Source organism: Aliirhizobium smilacinae (assembly GCF_006335145.1).
Classification (GTDB): domain Bacteria; phylum Pseudomonadota; class Alphaproteobacteria; order Rhizobiales; family Rhizobiaceae; genus Neorhizobium; species Neorhizobium smilacinae.
Genome location: NZ_VDMN01000001.1, coordinates 655,850 through 671,649, shown reverse-complemented (window position 1 = coordinate 671,649; position 15,800 = coordinate 655,850). Strand labels below are relative to the sequence as shown.

Below are 15,800 nucleotides of genomic sequence, written 5' to 3'. Positions count from 1 at the left end.
ACCGAAATGCATCATCCTGTGACGACAATCGCAAAGCCCAAGGTCGGTTTCCTCGCACTTGATACGTGGTCGCGTGTCGGAGGGTTGCAGCGTTTTAATCAACGCGTGATTTCAAACCTGGCATCGGCTGCGGAGGAGGGCAGGTTATCGCGCCCCGTGATGCATGTAATGCGAGATGTCTCTAGCGATCTTCCCAGCCTTACAGCTGCCGACCTGAAAGGTTACGGCCCGAACCGACTGGCGTTTATCCGTGCCGCACTCGTCTCGGCAAGCAAGCTTGATATAATGTTTCTCGGTCAGGTTAACCTGCTTCCCGTCGGCTGGATGGCAAAACAACTGAACAGAAAACTAAAACTGGCGATGTTTGTTCACGGCGTGGAGGTCTGGAACGATCCTATCTACCGGAAAAAACGGTTCTACGAGCCAACAATGTTGCGGGCCGTTGATCGCATTGCTTCGGTGAGTGATTACACTGCAAATGTCATGGCGAAAGAGTTCGGCGTGAACCGGGCGAAATTCTCGATACTCCCCAACGCGGTGGATGGTCCAATTGAGATCACACCCCGATCTTCCACCGAGCCGATGTTGCTCTGTGTCACCCGTATGGCGCCCCATGACCACGGCAAGCGGGTCGACAGTGTTTTGCGTGCTTTCTCCAAACTGACATCGGGATTTCCGGATAGCCGCTTAGAGATCATCGGTGATGGCCCGCTTCGCCCTGAACTGGAAAAGCTCGCTCACGACCTGGGGGTCGCGGAGCGGGTGTTATTTCGCGGCCGCGTCAGCGATGAGGAATTAGACAGAGCCTATCGGCGCGCACGTGCCTTCGTTCTCCCGTCGGTTAAAGAGGGGTTCGGGATCGTTTACCTCGAAGCCTGGAAGTACGGCTTGCCCGTTATATGCTCAAATGCGGGCGCCTCCCACGAAATCATCAGTCACGGCGGGGACGGGTTTGTCGTTGACCCGTCCGATATCGATCGGCTTGCCGATCACATGGGAGTTTTGTTGTCTGATCTGGATCGCGGTGCCACCATGGGGCAGGCTGGAGCGGAAAAGCTGCGCGAGAAGTACCTGAATGACTCATTCCGATTGAACCTGCTCACTCTCCTGGATGAAATCAAATGAAGATCCTTCGCGTGATCGCAAGCGTCGATCCAAAAGATGGCGGGCCGATCGAGGGCCTGAAACTCAGTTCTGCTTCCTTGCGAACCGCCGGCCATGAGACGGAGGTTGTCACACTCGACTTTCCTGAGGCGGACCATACTAAAGGACTGCCGTTCAAAGTTCACCCGCAGGGCCGATGGATGAGTAGATATGGGTACACCCCGCGCTTGACACAGTGGATACGTCAACACGGCAAAGCCTTTGACGCTGCTGTAATTCACGGCTTGTGGAACCACGCTTCGATCGGTGGATGGCTCGGACTTAAAAAAATCGGTTTGCCCTATGTGGTCTTCACTCACGGCATGATGGATCCTTGGTTTAAGGCTCAATACCCGCTCAAACACAAGGCTAAGCAATTGTTCTGGACACATCTGCAGGGCAAAGTGCTTCGCGATGCGACCGCGGTGCTGTTCACCTCTGAGGAGGAGATGCAGCTTTCCCGTGGCGTCTTCAGAGGGCACAGCTACAAGGAGAGGGTTGTCGCTTACGGAACATCAGTGCCGCCAGACGAAGCGAAAGATCAGGATGCGGCTTTTCGAAAATGCGTTCCAAATCTCGGGGGACGCAGGTTCATCCTGTTCCTGTCTAGAATACACGAAAAGAAGGGCTGCGATCTCCTTGTCTCCGCATATGGACGGCTCGCCGCGCAAAATCCAGATGTCGATCTGGTTATTGCTGGGCCTGACCAGACAGGTTTGATGGAAACACTCAAACAAACGGCAAATGCTGCCGGTATCGCCGAGCGGATCCACTGGCCGGGCATGCTGCAGGGCGCTGCGAAGTGGGGGGCTTTTCGTTCCGCCGAAGCTTTCATTTTGCCCTCGCATCAGGAGAATTTTGGCATAGTCGTTGCGGAAGCCCTGGCATGTGGGACGCCCGTGCTGATTACCAACAAGGTCAATATCTGGCGCGAGGTCGAAGCCTGCCGGGCGGGTTTTGTTGACGATGATACCGAACAAGGCGTGAGCAGGCTCTTGCATCGCTGGTTTGCTCTCAAAACTGACGAACAGGCCGAAATACGTAGTTCAGCCAGAAAGGCTTTCGACAGGCACTTCCGTATCGACGCCGCCGCACGAGATCTTGAACAGGCGTTGATCGAAGCATCCGCATTAAATGCCAGACGTTAGTTATACTGTCATTTGGGTGAACACCCCGTGGACGACAAGATTGTGAATTCCAACGAGTCATCTTGAGAGACTGATTTGTATTTTGACCCCTAATCCGGCCTGCTGACGAACCACTAAGGATTAGGAAACCGGAGCGCCATTTGGGCTGCCATCGAGTGTGTAGACGATGACAAATGTAACGACAATCATCCTGACTTACAACGAAGAGAGGCATATCGCTCGCGCAATTGAGTCTGCTGCGAGGTTTTCATCGCAAATCTTCGTGGTCGACTCATTCTCGAAGGATCAAACAACGAGAATTGCGAGCGAGATGGGCGCGATCGTGCTTACTAACGTGTTCGTTAATCAGGCCGCTCAATTCCAATGGGCACTTGATAACGCTCCGGTTACCGGCGAGTGGATTTTGAGACTTGATGCCGACGAGATAATTGAGCCAGATCTGGCGCAAGAGATTGTCGACAAGCTCCCATCGGTGGCGCAGGACGTAAATGGCGTAACCATGGATAGGAAACATATCTTCCTGGGGAGGTGGATCCGCCATGGCGGACGCTATCCCTTAAGGCTCCTGCGATTGTTCCGGGCGGGCTTCGGTTCGATTGAGCAAAGGTGGATGGATGAGCATATTGTCGTTTCTTCTGGGCGAATTGTGCACTTTTACGGTGGATTTGCCGACCACAACCTAAACGATCTCACCTTCTTCACTGAAAAACACAACAAGTATGCAACGCGCGAAGCCGTCGATGTCCTCACGCAACGATACAGGCTTAAAAGCAAAGACTCAGGCTGCGAGGCTGTAGCAATGTCACGTCAAGCATCGTTCAAAAGGCAAATAAAAGAAAAGATCTATAACAAACTGCCGTTCTCCGTCTCCTCCTTTGGCTACTTCGCATTCCGTTATCTCGGACAGGCTGGCTTTCTCGATGGTAGAGAGGGACTAATCTATCATTTCCTGCAGGGGTACTGGTACCGGTTTTTAGTTGGGGCGAAGATCTTGGAACTTGAGCGAGCAATCAATGGTCTTGATAATGACATAGAGCAAGTCGTAGCGCTTGAGAGGCTTACCGGCCTGAAAATGAACAGTGAAACCAACACTTGAGACAGTGGTCAGATATGTCAATTTGGCGGCAAATTAGTTGCGTGACTCTTTTAGTTGCGACACTTATAGGTCTAAATGGTACGGCGCTCGGACAGACCTCAGTGGATGATCGCCGCGACGCGGTATTGGCGATTTATTCGCGAGTAACCGACTTTAATTATAACGCAAAGGTCGGCCCATTCCAAATACTGGCAATGACGGCAACTCAAGGGTGTATGCACCCGCGTACCACCAAATACATGTCAGAGCTGGTCAAAATAGGTCCGAAAGGTGAGGGCGGACCTTTGGCATTCGAGATGTTTTCGTTGCCGCCCTTGGTTCGGTACCTTTACATGTACGGCAACTGCTTATCTCCAGAAAACGTTGCAAGCATAAAGAAAAGTATCACGTCTTCGCGAGTAAATCTAAACGCTCACGGGACACTCAATCACGCAATCATGCAGATTTCTTCTTGGTATTTGATTGCTCAATATTTTCCAGACATCATTTGGACCACTTCGGATGGAGAGCAAATTACCTCACCGGAAGTGATGGAGAGATTGAAGGATAAACTGTCGGCAAGAACGGAAAGCTTTTATCAAAACGGTTATGCTGAGCAATCATCGCCTACCTATGCGATGGTAAACTTCTTTCCGTTGCTTAATATGATTGATTTCGGCCGAGACGCGCAACTAAGACAAAGCTCCGAACGCGAGGCAATTCTTATCCTCGCACTCCTGAAAGCGAACTCTTTTCACGGGCGGCTGGTGCCGCCTCTAACTCGACACACGCACCCACAAACAATCGCTCAGGATGCACGCGCTTTAGCGGCAATACCCGCAGTGACGCAGCATGTACTTTGGTTTTATTTTGGTGAACCGCAGTATGGCCGGTTTGATTTACAAAATAAGCGTGAACCCTACTATGTGGCAATGCTTGCGCTTTCCAAATGGTCAGCTCCCTTCTCTGCGGCTGTATTTACGCAGCCTTATGTGGCTACCATCAACACTCCTGCTTTCGCTATTTGGGGAAACCCGACATCGCGGGAGATTTATGGCAGACACTTCATGGCAGAAAACTTCGTGATTGGCGGAGGCAATTCGGTGTTGGAGCCAGGTGGATACAATGAAGATACAGATGCATTCGGCATCATTTATCGGACTCAAAAATCGTTCGGTCTTATCGACTGCTACCATCCGTACTATCGCAGTAACAGCGGGGATTTGGCATGGGAGAGTGATCGCAGTTCCCCATTTCAAGAAATTTATATTGGTGGAAGCAGCGGGCTGTTGATTTTCGATATTCCCGACGCCGACCCATACATCTTCGATGCCAAAAATAGCTTCTACATGAAACGCAACAACAATGCAGCTTCACTTTTTAAGGTCGTCAATTGCAGATTTCCAACGTTAGGCGGAATTCTTGAAGTCGATGGTAGCACCATATACTATCGTGATGGTAATATTTACGTGGCGCTTAAGGCTGAAAATGGCTTTTTCGAGAGCCGAAAGTCGCGCAATCCCGAAATGATTGGTTATCAAAATCTGTCGATAAAGGGAGCTAGAAATGCGATATATTTTACTGTCGCAGAAGCCGCAAAGTATGGAAGCCTAGAAGCATTCAAGGAATATATTTCATCGAAAATGATAGTCAAAACCCCGCAAGGGTACTCATATAATGATGATGGCGGAGACAACATTGAAGTAAGATACTCTGCACAACCCGTCGACAACAACCGTATGCGTTTAATACCGGAAGTACTAAAAAATGGAACGCGGATCGATGGCGGCGATGCTGCGGTAGTAAAATCGCCCAGTATAACACTAGAAGATGGGCGCCTTACCCTCAGATGTAATGGTTCCGAAGACGTCGTTTTACGAACTGGAGTCGATGTGCCGCGGTTCCCGAAACCGTGTCGACTTTAAAACTCATGTAGAAGCTCGATAGTAAGCAATGCAAGCATTGATTTTGGAGATCGGTTGGTGCGCCTTACGTTAAGGCACTGTCTAGTCATTGAGCAATGTCATAACACTAAACATAAATTCATATCGCGAGATCAAAGCTGAGATCTCTATAGCCGAAGAGCACGCCATTATGTCATTGTTGGACGCTAAGATATCGAATCCCAGGCAAGGGGGGCCGAGTTTCTCCCTAAGGCACCGGGCATTCCGCGCAGTTTGGGGGGGCGTTTGGGCCATCTTCGGTCGATGGACGCCGATACCATTCCATGCTTGGCGTCGTTTCCTCCTTAGAAGTTTCGGCGCAGATATTGATAAAACTGCCAAAATCTATCCAGGTACCAAGATATGGTATCCACCCAATTTGGTTATGGCCGACCATGCGTGCTTGGCATCAAACGTAAATTGCTACTGTATGGACCGGATATATATCGGGCGCTATGCGCTTGTTTCGCAGAATGCTCACCTTTGCGGGGGAACGCATGATATAGATAATCCAGAGTTCCAACTCTATACTAGGCCGATTGTCATCTCGGATAATTCATGGATCGCAGCGGAAGCCTTCGTCGGGCCGGGTGTGGTAGTTGGAGAAGGGGCGGTACTCGGTGCTCGTGCCGTGACGATGCGCTCTCTTGATGCTTGGACCGTATATGTAGGTAATCCGGCGAAACCCCTTAGGGCGAGGGCTTTTCAGCCAATTGATTAGCTTCGCTCGCGTTATGGTTCAAGCTCAACACTTCCGATCAATGTCTTAGGATGCCAAGGACAGTTGATTCTGAGTTGTTGGTGGCAAAGGGAACTGTTGCAATAATTTGGCCCGGCTTGATACTATTCGGAATGACGATCTCCTGGACCAAATGAGGTGATCCCGTTTCGACTGAGTACAGCCCGAATGCGATCGTTGCGTCTGTCGCAATCGATCGCTCGTTAGCTCCTATATTACCGCCGAAAGATCGATCCAAATAACGAAGCGTCCGCTTATTCGCCCTTAGGACGAGTAAACCGTCCTTCAATTTAGCATCAAGAATAGGGAACGGGCGCGTAAGTGGCTCTCCGATGAAAAGTCCTTCAGTCGTCATGTCGACGCTTTTCCAATATGCCTCTAGGATCGAATCTCCGGCTAGATAGTTGGCAATAACCCTCGTTGGATCTGGAAATTTTCCTTTGAAATTACAAGGCTCTCGCACCGTTCCAAAGGATGCGGTTGCTCCGGCCCGGATCATCTGGGAGGCTGTTGTTTGGCCCACGTTATCGTTTATGGCACCTCCATATGAAGTCAAACTGTCTGCGAACGCACCAGGCAAGAACTCTAGCAAATGGATTTTTGGGATCGAGGCAAGGCCCGTTTCAAATCCAATGAGCGGTCCCGCATTGCTGAAAGTTTCAGGAGAAAGCTTCTCAAAACGCGCGACGTCGGGGAAGGTATTGGCTGCGTTTTTCATTGATGGCTCTCTTGGCAATGAGCGTGATCCTTCGTCGGTGCCTGCCAATAGGATTGCCGCAGCGGGATCACTCGCATCGCCAGCCTTGCCACGCCTAACCAGAGCCATACTGCTTGCAATGCCACCGCCGCCATCAAGTAAAAATGCGGGTTTTACCGACAACTCCGCTCCAGGGCCCAAAGCTTTGTCAGGATTTTCGCGCGTCAAATTGCACGATCCAATCCAAGTGGAACGCGCAATACCCTGTGCAAACGCTGAAGTGATCGATTGGTTCTCGTCGACACGATAGGGTTTGCTGAACGCTAGCGCAAAAGCAAGCAGGTGTCCGTAGTTTGTAGCCCTATGAAGTTGCAGCAGCGCATCGCTTAACACTTGCCCGTCGATTGAATTTGCGATCGGCAGATGGAGGCCGATGATATTCGAAACTGGGATGTGCCTGAGACGAGCATAATAGGCGCCGAGCGCCACAGAGTCCGGATCGCTAAGGTTAATAATAACGCCGAGGGTTCCTGGAGTTAAGACCTGCTGATGATTGGAGGTGAGCGGGACCACGACGATGGCCTCCCCGGCTGCTGCCCTATCGGGCCAACAGGTTGTTAGAGACACAACGGCAATGGATAGGGAGAGGATGATCGCCCGCATTTCTTCGTAGTTTAACCTGACGTTCGAGCTCAATAGTCAATTTCTTTCTGGCATCTTGTCAACTTGGGCGGAAACCTCACGCTGTGCCGAACCAAGAACGGCCGCCGTGCAAATATCCTCTGTGGTCGGATAGTTCAGGCTATTAAATTTACCGCGGCAAAGCTATGTTGGTCGGCCATAGTGTTGTGAGCAAGGTATGCAACGAAGCATCAATGATACTCAAGCGCCGCTACTGAGAGCATCCTCTTTTGCGCTCGCTGCTGCATATCTATTTTTTATCGTGTCGTCGGCGCTATTCATCGCGGCCGACCTAAGGGTTCCGACTTACGCTAGTTCGGCAATCCTCATTTGTGCAGCAAGCGCGTATACAGCGCTTTCTTTTATGGAGGGCAAAATTAACATTGGTGCGACCCTCGCCGCTCAGTGCGCTCTCTGGTACATTCTCCCTCTGAGTTATGCTTGGGCGATTGCTCCTCTCTGGTTTCAAGATACAATTGATACTGCGATTAGAGTAAATTTCTTTGTTGCCCTGTCAACTTTCGTAATATTTCTTGCGTCAGAAGCCCTTGGCCCTACTCATAAAATACACTCTACCGGTCTTCCGGATCCCATGGTCGCAATCGTAGCAGGACTGTTGTCGACTGGACTGATTGTCTATTTGATGGCGACCGGTGAATGGGGCTATCGCATTGGCGATTTCGAGACTGAGAATCGCCAGTCCATTGCTCTGGCTCTTACTACCGGAACAGGATTGGCAATTGCTCCTCTGTGCGCCTACGTCATCGGTGCAATCAAAACCAGAGCAGGGCGTGCGACGAGGCAAGTTTTAGCGCTGGCATGTATCGCGTTGTTCCACGTTTACGCTTGGATACCGATGCAGAGGCGGCAACTTGCAATCATGCTTCTTCTGATACTGCTCGCTTATCTATCAGCTCGTTACAGACATAAGATGAGCCTGACAGTATTGATCCGTGCTGCTGTCGGCTTTATAGTGCTCGTGCCAATAATATACGCGATGTGGCAAGTTTTCTTTCAGATTCGTGTGATGTCGTATTCGCTCTCTGCGGGCGAAACGATCTCAGTTAGTAAGTTCTTCTCCGACAGCTCGGCATATGTTGGAGACACCAGTGCGGACTTCCAAGATAATCTTCTAGAGAGGCCGTTTATAACAAAGTCAGTTGATACTGTTTACCATACTCAACTTGAGTATTTGTACGGAGAACATCTTTATACGAGTTTCATCGGCGCATTGCCGTCCGCACTTTTCCCGTGGAAAAACATGATATTGTTCTACGCGGGTGGTGTAGGCGAAGGACTTTGGACAGTGAAGGGGATGATCCCGTTCGATGACTACTCGAACACAATCTTTCTAGATTCCATTGTAGATTTTGGGTATTTTGGGCCCTTCATATATTTTGCAATATTCGTGTTGTTCCTTTTTGGATTATGTATATTAACAACGAGATTGAAGGATCAAACTTGGTCGGTGTTTTTCTTCTACATGCTATGCGTTTTTTCTGTGAGTATTGAAGCTAGCCCGACAGCGTTGTTCGTGTTTGGCCGAAATGCTCTGATCGCAATGGGTGTCTTTTACGTTGTGTGCAAAGTATTCGGTCAGAGACTGTCTCGCCGCGCTGGATCACTGCCGCGGCGAAATGTTGTCCGCACAGGTGGCTAATCGCATGTATATTGAGGGTTTCAGCAGATGTTTAGTGTTGCAAGATGCGTGATATACTGGTGACTATCTATTTCGGGACCGTTGTTGAAGCTTCGTTGTCGATGGGCGGGGGTTGACATGGGCGATCGCCGATACCGATCTGAGTTAGATGGAATACGTGCAATATGTATACTTCTCACGATCACGAATCACATTAGTGGTGCGCCTGCTTATTTGAATGGAACTGTCGGCGTTGATATATTCTTTGCTCTGAGCGGTTGGCTTATCACGCGGCTTTTGGTTGATGAGTATGATCGATCCGGACAGATATACTTAAAGGGATTTTATATAAGGCGTGCTTTCCGTATTGTTCCACTTTATCTCGTGACAATCATGCTTTACGGTATTGCCGCTTTTCTAGTGGCAAGACTGAAAGGCGATCCGTTAGAGTTTAATAGTTATCAGTCCGCCCTTCCATGGCTTCTGTCTTTCAATTCGGAATACAGGTCTGCAGAAGCAGGCAACTTATTCGGGCACGCTTGGACGTTGGGGATCGAAGAGAAATTTTATATTTTATGCCCTGCCGCGATGTCTTTATTCGTTCGTGGGTGGCGCAAGATCGCTATGCTGGTTGTTCCGTTTATCTTATTGTTGATATTCATCGGCGACCAGGGTGTCATTTTACGGGGATACGCCGGCTTAGGATTTGGCACTGTGTTAGCAATAGTGGCAGGACGCCATGGAGTAAATCGGGTTCTCCAGTCGAGATGGAACATATATCTCTCCATCGCCGCAATTACTGTCCTTTATGTTCTTAGTGTTTTTTTCCCTGGTGGCCTCAAATGGAACGTCGCCATTTCGTTCGTGGCGGCCTTCTTCATAGCGGGCCTTTGGAACACCCGAGATACTTACGCAAGCGCGGCCCTCCGATTTAGTCCTCTTGTTCTGGCGGGGAAATTTACCTACGCGATCTATCTGACACATGTGTTGGCGATTAATGCAGCGCAAATTTTTGCAGGAAAATTGGGTTGGGGCTCTTCTTTCTGGGCGACCTACATATTCACCTATACGATAAGTGTTATCTTAGGCGCAGCGCTTTATTATGTGATTGAGTTGCCATTGATTGAGAAAGGCCGGCGATTAGCGCGTGCTTGGCGAGACAAGGAGGACCAATTATTAGAACTTCGTTCGCAGGTGAACTCAAAGATATAGGCATATTGAACGGAAATTGCCTTTCGCCCCACACCCGCTTGACTGTCGACCATGCCCTTTGCGTTAAATTGGAGCATTGTATTGCGAGGTTATTTTGCGGGTTCGGGTTAGCGATAGAATTCTAACGAGCATGAGGCAGTTGGTGGTATACTTCCCCGTCTGCACAGAGCATCTTCGATTATTTCCTGGCTGACTTGGCAAGCGGCGTCTAATCGGGTCACAATACGATAATTGTAATCTATTGCCTCAACAAGTTTCGAAGTTTTAGCGCTTTGACAGGATTTTGTCCTTCAGAGAGGATTGTCAAACTCTCGCGCGGCATCTCTCTGACCTCTTGAGGCATCATCAAGTCGCGTTCGCGGACCTGCTCCGTTATTGAGCTGCCGGTGCGGTGTTGAACGCCAATAGTTTTTGAAAATGTCTGAAGCCGAACAGTGCGTTTGCCTAGTGCTCGTGCAACATAGTCGGCAGTTACGAGGTCGTTTACGCCGAAGATCAATTGATACCCGCAGTTTGCAAGTAGCGAATGGCGCGGCGTTTCACCGTAGACCGCATCTAGACTTTTCAAGTCCTGAACGATGAAAGCGAACTTGACGTTGTACCCGGCGACGAACGGTAACTTGCTGACGACCTCGTCCATGCGCTTCATCTGGCAGAATTCATCGAGCAAAAAATAGACTGGAATTTTCTCTCTCGTCAGGTTCCTCGTCAGGAACCCCAACGTTTGCTGGACAAAAAGCGCAAGCAATGGACGTAACAGCGCAATGTCGTTGATGTTCGGTGCGAGATATATCGACACCGGTCTTTCCCTCATTGCCGCGATGTTGATGTCGGTTATGCGTGTCGCGGCGACGATCCGCTCATTCTTAAAGGGCCGCATTGCTTTTTGAATATCGAGGAGCGCTGATTGTGCGGCGCGATCAGCCAGCATTGTATAGGCATTGAAGCTCTCAACGGTGAACTTCGACAGGTAGGGTTCGTTTTCCTTGATCCCCTTTAGCTTAGTCTGCAGATCCTCGCCGCCGCTTAAGAATGCATTGACCCCACCAAGGTTTCTTTGCTCACTGTAATGAGGGCTCTCCAGAATATAACTGATTACGCCAGCCAACACCTGCTGTGCCGTCGCCTGCCAGACGGCGTTCTCCGAGCTGATCACTTCCGGGATCAACATGCCGGCGATGTTTTGGATGTCTGTCGTTCGATCTCCACGGTCCTGCCGGATGAAATCCAGCGGATTGTAGCAGTTCGTTTCCTCTTGTCCCGGCGCAAACCGAAAGACTTGATGACCGTTTTTGCGGCGCTCTTCCGCCGTCAGCAGATAAATCTCTCCTTTCAAATCGGTCACGATCATCGACCCCTTATGCTCTCGCGCATTCGGGATGACATATCCGACACCTTTGCCTGACCGGGTCGGCCCGATGATAAGATGGTGCCGATCGTCATTGACCTTCAAGGTCTTTCCCCCATACTTGCCGACGATGTAGCCATCCTTGCGAAACCATCCGTTTCGCCGAAGCGATGCACGGTCCTGAAACGCCGCACTCCCCAAGGGCTGATCAGGTTTCTTCAAGATTGCCGTGCAAATTAGCCCACCAACGAAAAAAGCCGGGACAAGCGATAGCAACGCAATTTTTAAGAGGGCAGGGCTCGATCCATACGTCCAGAATTGCTCAATCGGGGCAAACGGTCGCTCCTCAACCATCAGCTCTAAAATCCTGCCGTCCCGATGAAAGAGAAGCAGCAAACCCGCATAAGCAATCTGCCAGGTTGCAATGCCGGCCAAGGTCATCATCGCGATCGCTGCGATCCGGACACGATCGGTCATTGCCGCGTTCCGCAAAAGAAAATGTCTGATACGCCGCGTCGTCCGCCATCGCGCTTCAGTTGAATCACAATCGGAATAACGGTCTTGATGTATGACGCCAGATCGGCTTTGGAAAAGCCGCTCACCATGCCGGACTGCATCATCATCATGATCAACTGCTCGTAAGCCCCAAGCGGCGTATCCGCATGAACCGTGGAGACGCTGCCGGGATGGCCGGTATTGATCGCACGCAGGAACGAAAATGCTTCGCTTCCTCTGATTTCTCCAACGAATAAGCGGTCAGGTCGCATCCTGAGTGACGCTTCAAGCAGCGACTGGATAGTCACGTCGGCAGTGCCCTGATCACCTTTCGACGCCACAAGATGAACCGCATTTTCATGCGGCGGGAAAAGCTCGCGCGTATCTTCTATTGTGATGATCCGCTCCGACTGATCCATGTTCTTAAAGCAAGCGTTCAGAAACGTCGTTTTCCCAGAAGACGTCCCGCCGCTGATCAGCATGGAGATCCGCTTTGCCAAGGCCAGATCGATAAACTCGTATATGCGACCCGCCTCAAGATGCTGGCGAAGCTGGTCCTCGACACGTCCGTTCTGAGGCAAACCCCCAACGAAGTCGTCAAACGCCCCCGCGTTTCGCAAGTCAGCAAGAGAGTAGTCGCTGACAACCTGCTTTCGGATCGACACGGCACCACCATCTGGCGCCGCCGGTGGCAGAATACATTGTACGCGCTCGCCGCCTGGAAGTGATGCGCTCAGCAGTGGTTTTGCCGCACTGACAAATTGCTGTGTCAATGCCGCAATCCGTTCGCCGATATTGCGTATCTCCTCCCCACTAAGCTCCGGTATGTGATGTCTCTCCATGCCGTCGACGCCGAGGCGCTCAGTAAATACTAGGCCAGGCTGATTGATCGCGATCTCGATCACCTGTGGGTCATCAAGGAATGGCTGAAGGGGTAGAAGCGCCCGATGGAGGAAATACAGGCTATTGTGACGCCCGTCCTCATTTGCCCTGACGTTCACGGCGGATCTCCTTCATCGCTTCGACGACCGGATCGTCATAGAATGCACTGAAATCGAGATCCTGCCGGACATAGACAAAGATCCGCTCACCCTGCGCAATGTTGATGGTCGGCTGTATCTTGAGGTTTTCAGAGAGAACCGTATTGGCCATCGTTGAAAAGGTGCGAGCGATCGTCTCACGAGCAAGCTCTTTTGCGCGTTCGGCATCCTCGCTGTCGCCAGTCGCAGCGTCGCTGCCATAGCCCGTCAGGTAACTTGCGCCAGCGCCCACAATGGATAACATGATCGCCGCGCCAAACCGTTCGCGAAACTTGTTGTCGATATGCCCCGTCAGGCCTGATCGCCCAAGATTGTCACTGCCAATCGAGTTGAGCCTGACAGTCACGCCGTCATTGCGAATGAGCCGCGTCCACACCACGAATATGCGCTTTTGCCCGCGAGTGATCTCCGATTGATATTCGCCGATCAACCGTGTCCCCGTCGGGATCAGCACACGCCTTCCGTCAAACGAATAGACATCTTCGGCGGTAACCGCCCTGATTTGGCCAGGCAGGTCGCTATTGACGGCTGTCTCAATAATGCCGGGAATGAGCGTCCCTTCGGCAATAACGGCGTCGATGCGGCCGATATGACGCGCCTTTGCATTGCGATCCGATAGACGAGAGGCGCTTTCGAGATACCGGCTCGCCTTATCCTCACCGGCTACGACACTTCCTGCCTGCGCCGTTTGCTCTCCCGTCTGGCCGCCCCGCGCGCCACCTTGGTCCAGCGACAGGAGTTTTGAGCGAAAACGATCCGGAAACTCGTCAATTGCTGCCAGTTCCGGTATCGCCGACGGAGGAGGGGGTACCTCAATCGTCTCCGTAACTGGTTCCGGCTCTGCCGGAGGCGGTGGAATTTTGATAACCGACGGTTCAGCTTGAGCTTTGACCTTCTCTTGCCGCATGAAAGACGGAGGCCGAAACAGGCTTGTCTTGAATTCCTCGTCACTTTGGAGATTATCGACCGGCTGTTCGGCCGAAGCTGAGAGCACCAAATAGGCGGCAATTACCCCGCCCACAAACAATGTCGCCATAGCCAGCCTTTGGTTGCGCGGGATAGTGCGATCGGCAACTCGAACATCATCTTCAGCTTGTAAAGCCTTAAGCTCTGGGGAAAGACTCATGGCGTCACGCCTCCTCGAATAGGAGCGCCTTCGCCGGTGCCACTCTTGTCCTGCAAGAACGCTTCATTAAACCGTGACTTGAGATTGAAAACGCAAACCCACCGGTCGCCATCGCGTAATGTGTATTGGCGCTCGACCCCATCAAGCACGACATAGGCGCCTTCCTTGCGAAAATTGCGCAACGTCTCCTTATCGCCAGATGTCACCGCAAAAATGGCCGGAACCTTGCCCTCAAAGCGCAAGAACGTCTTTTTGCCATCGTCAAACATCATACTTGGACGCAGGTCCGGATCACCAGAAGAGCTGTAACTCGAATTCACCTTGGCTTTGTCGATGCCGAATAGATTGGGAAATGCCGCCCGCCGTTCAGCCTCCTGTTTCAGACCAAAATTGATCGCCTTGTCTGGATAGACGAAACGGACTCCAAAAATCTGCTTCTCATCCTTCGGCGCATGGTCGGTCAGTTCAAGAAAATAGATACGCTTGGTGGTCACCACGCTCATATTGGTCGCGACATCTCTCGCGATCGGCTTGACGAACAAGATATTGCCGCGCTCCGTCGGTGCGACCTGCCAGCTTTCCGTGTCGCCGAGCGAAATCGTCTCGAAGGTCTCATCGTCATCGAAGACGATCATCGTCGAAATCCCATAGGTCGCTGAGAGCTTGACGACATTGTTCGCCTGGTAAACGACGCTGGTAACGCGCTGATCAAGCCGTCCAGGCTGCGGTGTCTGGCTTGCCGATACATGCAACGGGAGGCTCACCGCGATCAGAAAGATCAGTCTGGCGTATCTCATTGCACAGCTCCCGTTTCGACACTCTCTTGCTCTCGTCGATACTGATAAACCTGGAAGCCAAGCGGATTGTCGAACCGCCACTCGTTCCTTGCCGGCACTTCCGTATAGCGATAGCGAACAACCGAGATGAAATGCCGGGTGATCGCATCGGTGTCTGACGTTTCCGTCGTCGAAAACCTGACAAGCGAGGTGCTGGCATTGGGAAAGGCGACCGATTTGATCGTAACCGTGACCGACTTGTCCCGACCATAGCGTTCAGCAGGACTGTCCGGATTGGTCGATCGGTAAAGCCCCTGCAATTCGCGCGCTGCATCATCGGTGGACAGCAAGGCTGCAAGCGCAAAATTGTCCGAAATCGCAAATGGGTCATAAGCCTCCCGCGCTCGAATAAAACGAACGATATTGGCCTGCGTCACCGCCTGGTGATTTGTCAGTGTCAATGGCGCCGTAAGGCCTGACTTAACCTCGATGTAACCGGTATTGCGGTCCACCTCGACAATGTAAGGTTCAAAGGTTTTGAGCGGCACAAGTGCAATCAAGGAAATGAGACAAAGGATCGCGATGGTGCCGAAGACGACAGTAATGCCCCAGGCAATCGCCCGTGATCGCCTGGCATTCTTCAAAATCTCATGTTCCCAGCGCTCGCCGTCCTGGAAATAATGAAACAGATCTGCGTCCTGCGATTTCAGCATCGATTTGGTCTCCTGGCTGACGGTC

At 51.3% G+C, this 15,800-nt stretch carries 12 protein-coding genes; 6 read left to right on the top strand and 6 right to left on the bottom strand.

Translation table 11 applies throughout. The features are described from left to right. Nucleotides 1-6 precede the first annotated feature (6 nt). The 4 genes from FHP24_RS03315 to FHP24_RS03300 all read left to right on the top strand — a co-directional run bounded on the left by FHP24_RS03315 (nucleotide 7) and on the right by FHP24_RS03300 (nucleotide 5,291). Nucleotides 7-1,125, top strand: a complete 1,119-nt coding sequence (locus tag FHP24_RS03315; protein ID WP_139672812.1) for a glycosyltransferase family 4 protein — start codon at nucleotides 7-9, stop codon at nucleotides 1,123-1,125. Continuing rightward, nucleotides 1,122-2,291, top strand: coding sequence for a glycosyltransferase (locus FHP24_RS03310; protein ID WP_139672809.1), 1,170 nt, complete (start codon nucleotides 1,122-1,124; stop codon nucleotides 2,289-2,291). The genes FHP24_RS03315 and FHP24_RS03310 overlap by 4 nt, the downstream gene beginning before the upstream one ends. A gap of 166 nt (nucleotides 2,292-2,457) precedes the next feature. Further along, the gene (locus FHP24_RS03305) at nucleotides 2,458-3,387 is read left to right on the top strand and encodes a glycosyltransferase family 2 protein (RefSeq protein ID WP_139672806.1); all 930 of its coding nucleotides are present in this window, start codon (nucleotides 2,458-2,460) and stop codon (nucleotides 3,385-3,387) included. A 101-nt stretch (nucleotides 3,388-3,488) separates the two neighbouring features. Continuing rightward, nucleotides 3,489-5,291 (top strand): hypothetical protein, encoded by a 1,803-nt coding sequence (locus tag FHP24_RS03300; protein WP_139672804.1) that lies wholly within the window; start codon nucleotides 3,489-3,491, stop codon nucleotides 5,289-5,291. A 776-nt stretch (nucleotides 5,292-6,067) separates the two neighbouring features. Here the strand turns inward: FHP24_RS03300 and FHP24_RS03290 are convergent. Continuing rightward, nucleotides 6,068-7,318, bottom strand: coding sequence for a TIGR03790 family protein (locus FHP24_RS03290; RefSeq protein ID WP_180355870.1), 1,251 nt, complete (start codon nucleotides 7,316-7,318; stop codon nucleotides 6,068-6,070). A gap of 286 nt (nucleotides 7,319-7,604) precedes the next feature. Here FHP24_RS03290 and FHP24_RS03285 point away from each other — a divergent pair, with 286 nt between their 5' ends. Together FHP24_RS03285 and FHP24_RS03280 are read left to right on the top strand one after the other, a co-directional pair. After that, nucleotides 7,605-9,086 carry a hypothetical protein gene (locus FHP24_RS03285; RefSeq protein ID WP_139672798.1) on the top strand — a complete coding sequence of 494 codons (1,482 nt, stop codon included), beginning with the start codon at nucleotides 7,605-7,607 and terminating at the stop codon, nucleotides 9,084-9,086. A 117-nt stretch (nucleotides 9,087-9,203) separates the two neighbouring features. Continuing rightward, nucleotides 9,204-10,277, top strand: a complete 1,074-nt coding sequence (locus tag FHP24_RS03280) for an acyltransferase family protein (RefSeq protein WP_139672795.1) — start codon at nucleotides 9,204-9,206, stop codon at nucleotides 10,275-10,277. Nucleotides 10,278-10,515: 238 nt separating this feature from the next. Here FHP24_RS03280 and FHP24_RS03275 read toward each other — a convergent pair whose 3' ends face one another. From FHP24_RS03275 to FHP24_RS03255, 5 genes are read right to left on the bottom strand one after another with little or no spacing between them, the layout of a single operon-like run. Next, complete coding sequence (locus tag FHP24_RS03275; RefSeq protein WP_139672792.1) at nucleotides 10,516-12,102, bottom strand: type IV secretory system conjugative DNA transfer family protein; 1,587 nt, start codon at nucleotides 12,100-12,102, stop codon at nucleotides 10,516-10,518. Further along, the gene (gene virB11 / locus FHP24_RS03270; RefSeq protein WP_139672789.1) at nucleotides 12,099-13,121 is read right to left on the bottom strand and encodes a P-type DNA transfer ATPase VirB11; all 1,023 of its coding nucleotides are present in this window, start codon (nucleotides 13,119-13,121) and stop codon (nucleotides 12,099-12,101) included. The genes FHP24_RS03275 and virB11 overlap by 4 nt, the downstream gene beginning before the upstream one ends. Next, nucleotides 13,102-14,286, bottom strand: coding sequence for a type IV secretion system protein VirB10 (gene virB10 / locus FHP24_RS03265; RefSeq protein WP_139672786.1), 1,185 nt, complete (start codon nucleotides 14,284-14,286; stop codon nucleotides 13,102-13,104). Before virB10 ends, virB11 begins: the two co-directional genes overlap by 20 nt. Next, a complete protein-coding gene (locus FHP24_RS03260; RefSeq protein WP_139672783.1) occupies nucleotides 14,283-15,083 on the bottom strand; it encodes a TrbG/VirB9 family P-type conjugative transfer protein in 801 nt (266 codons plus the stop codon). The genes virB10 and FHP24_RS03260 overlap by 4 nt, the downstream gene beginning before the upstream one ends. Further along, entirely contained in the window at nucleotides 15,080-15,775 is a 696-nt protein-coding gene (locus FHP24_RS03255) for a virB8 family protein (protein ID WP_139672780.1), read from the bottom strand. The genes FHP24_RS03260 and FHP24_RS03255 overlap by 4 nt, the downstream gene beginning before the upstream one ends. Nucleotides 15,776-15,800: the final 25 nt, after the last annotated feature.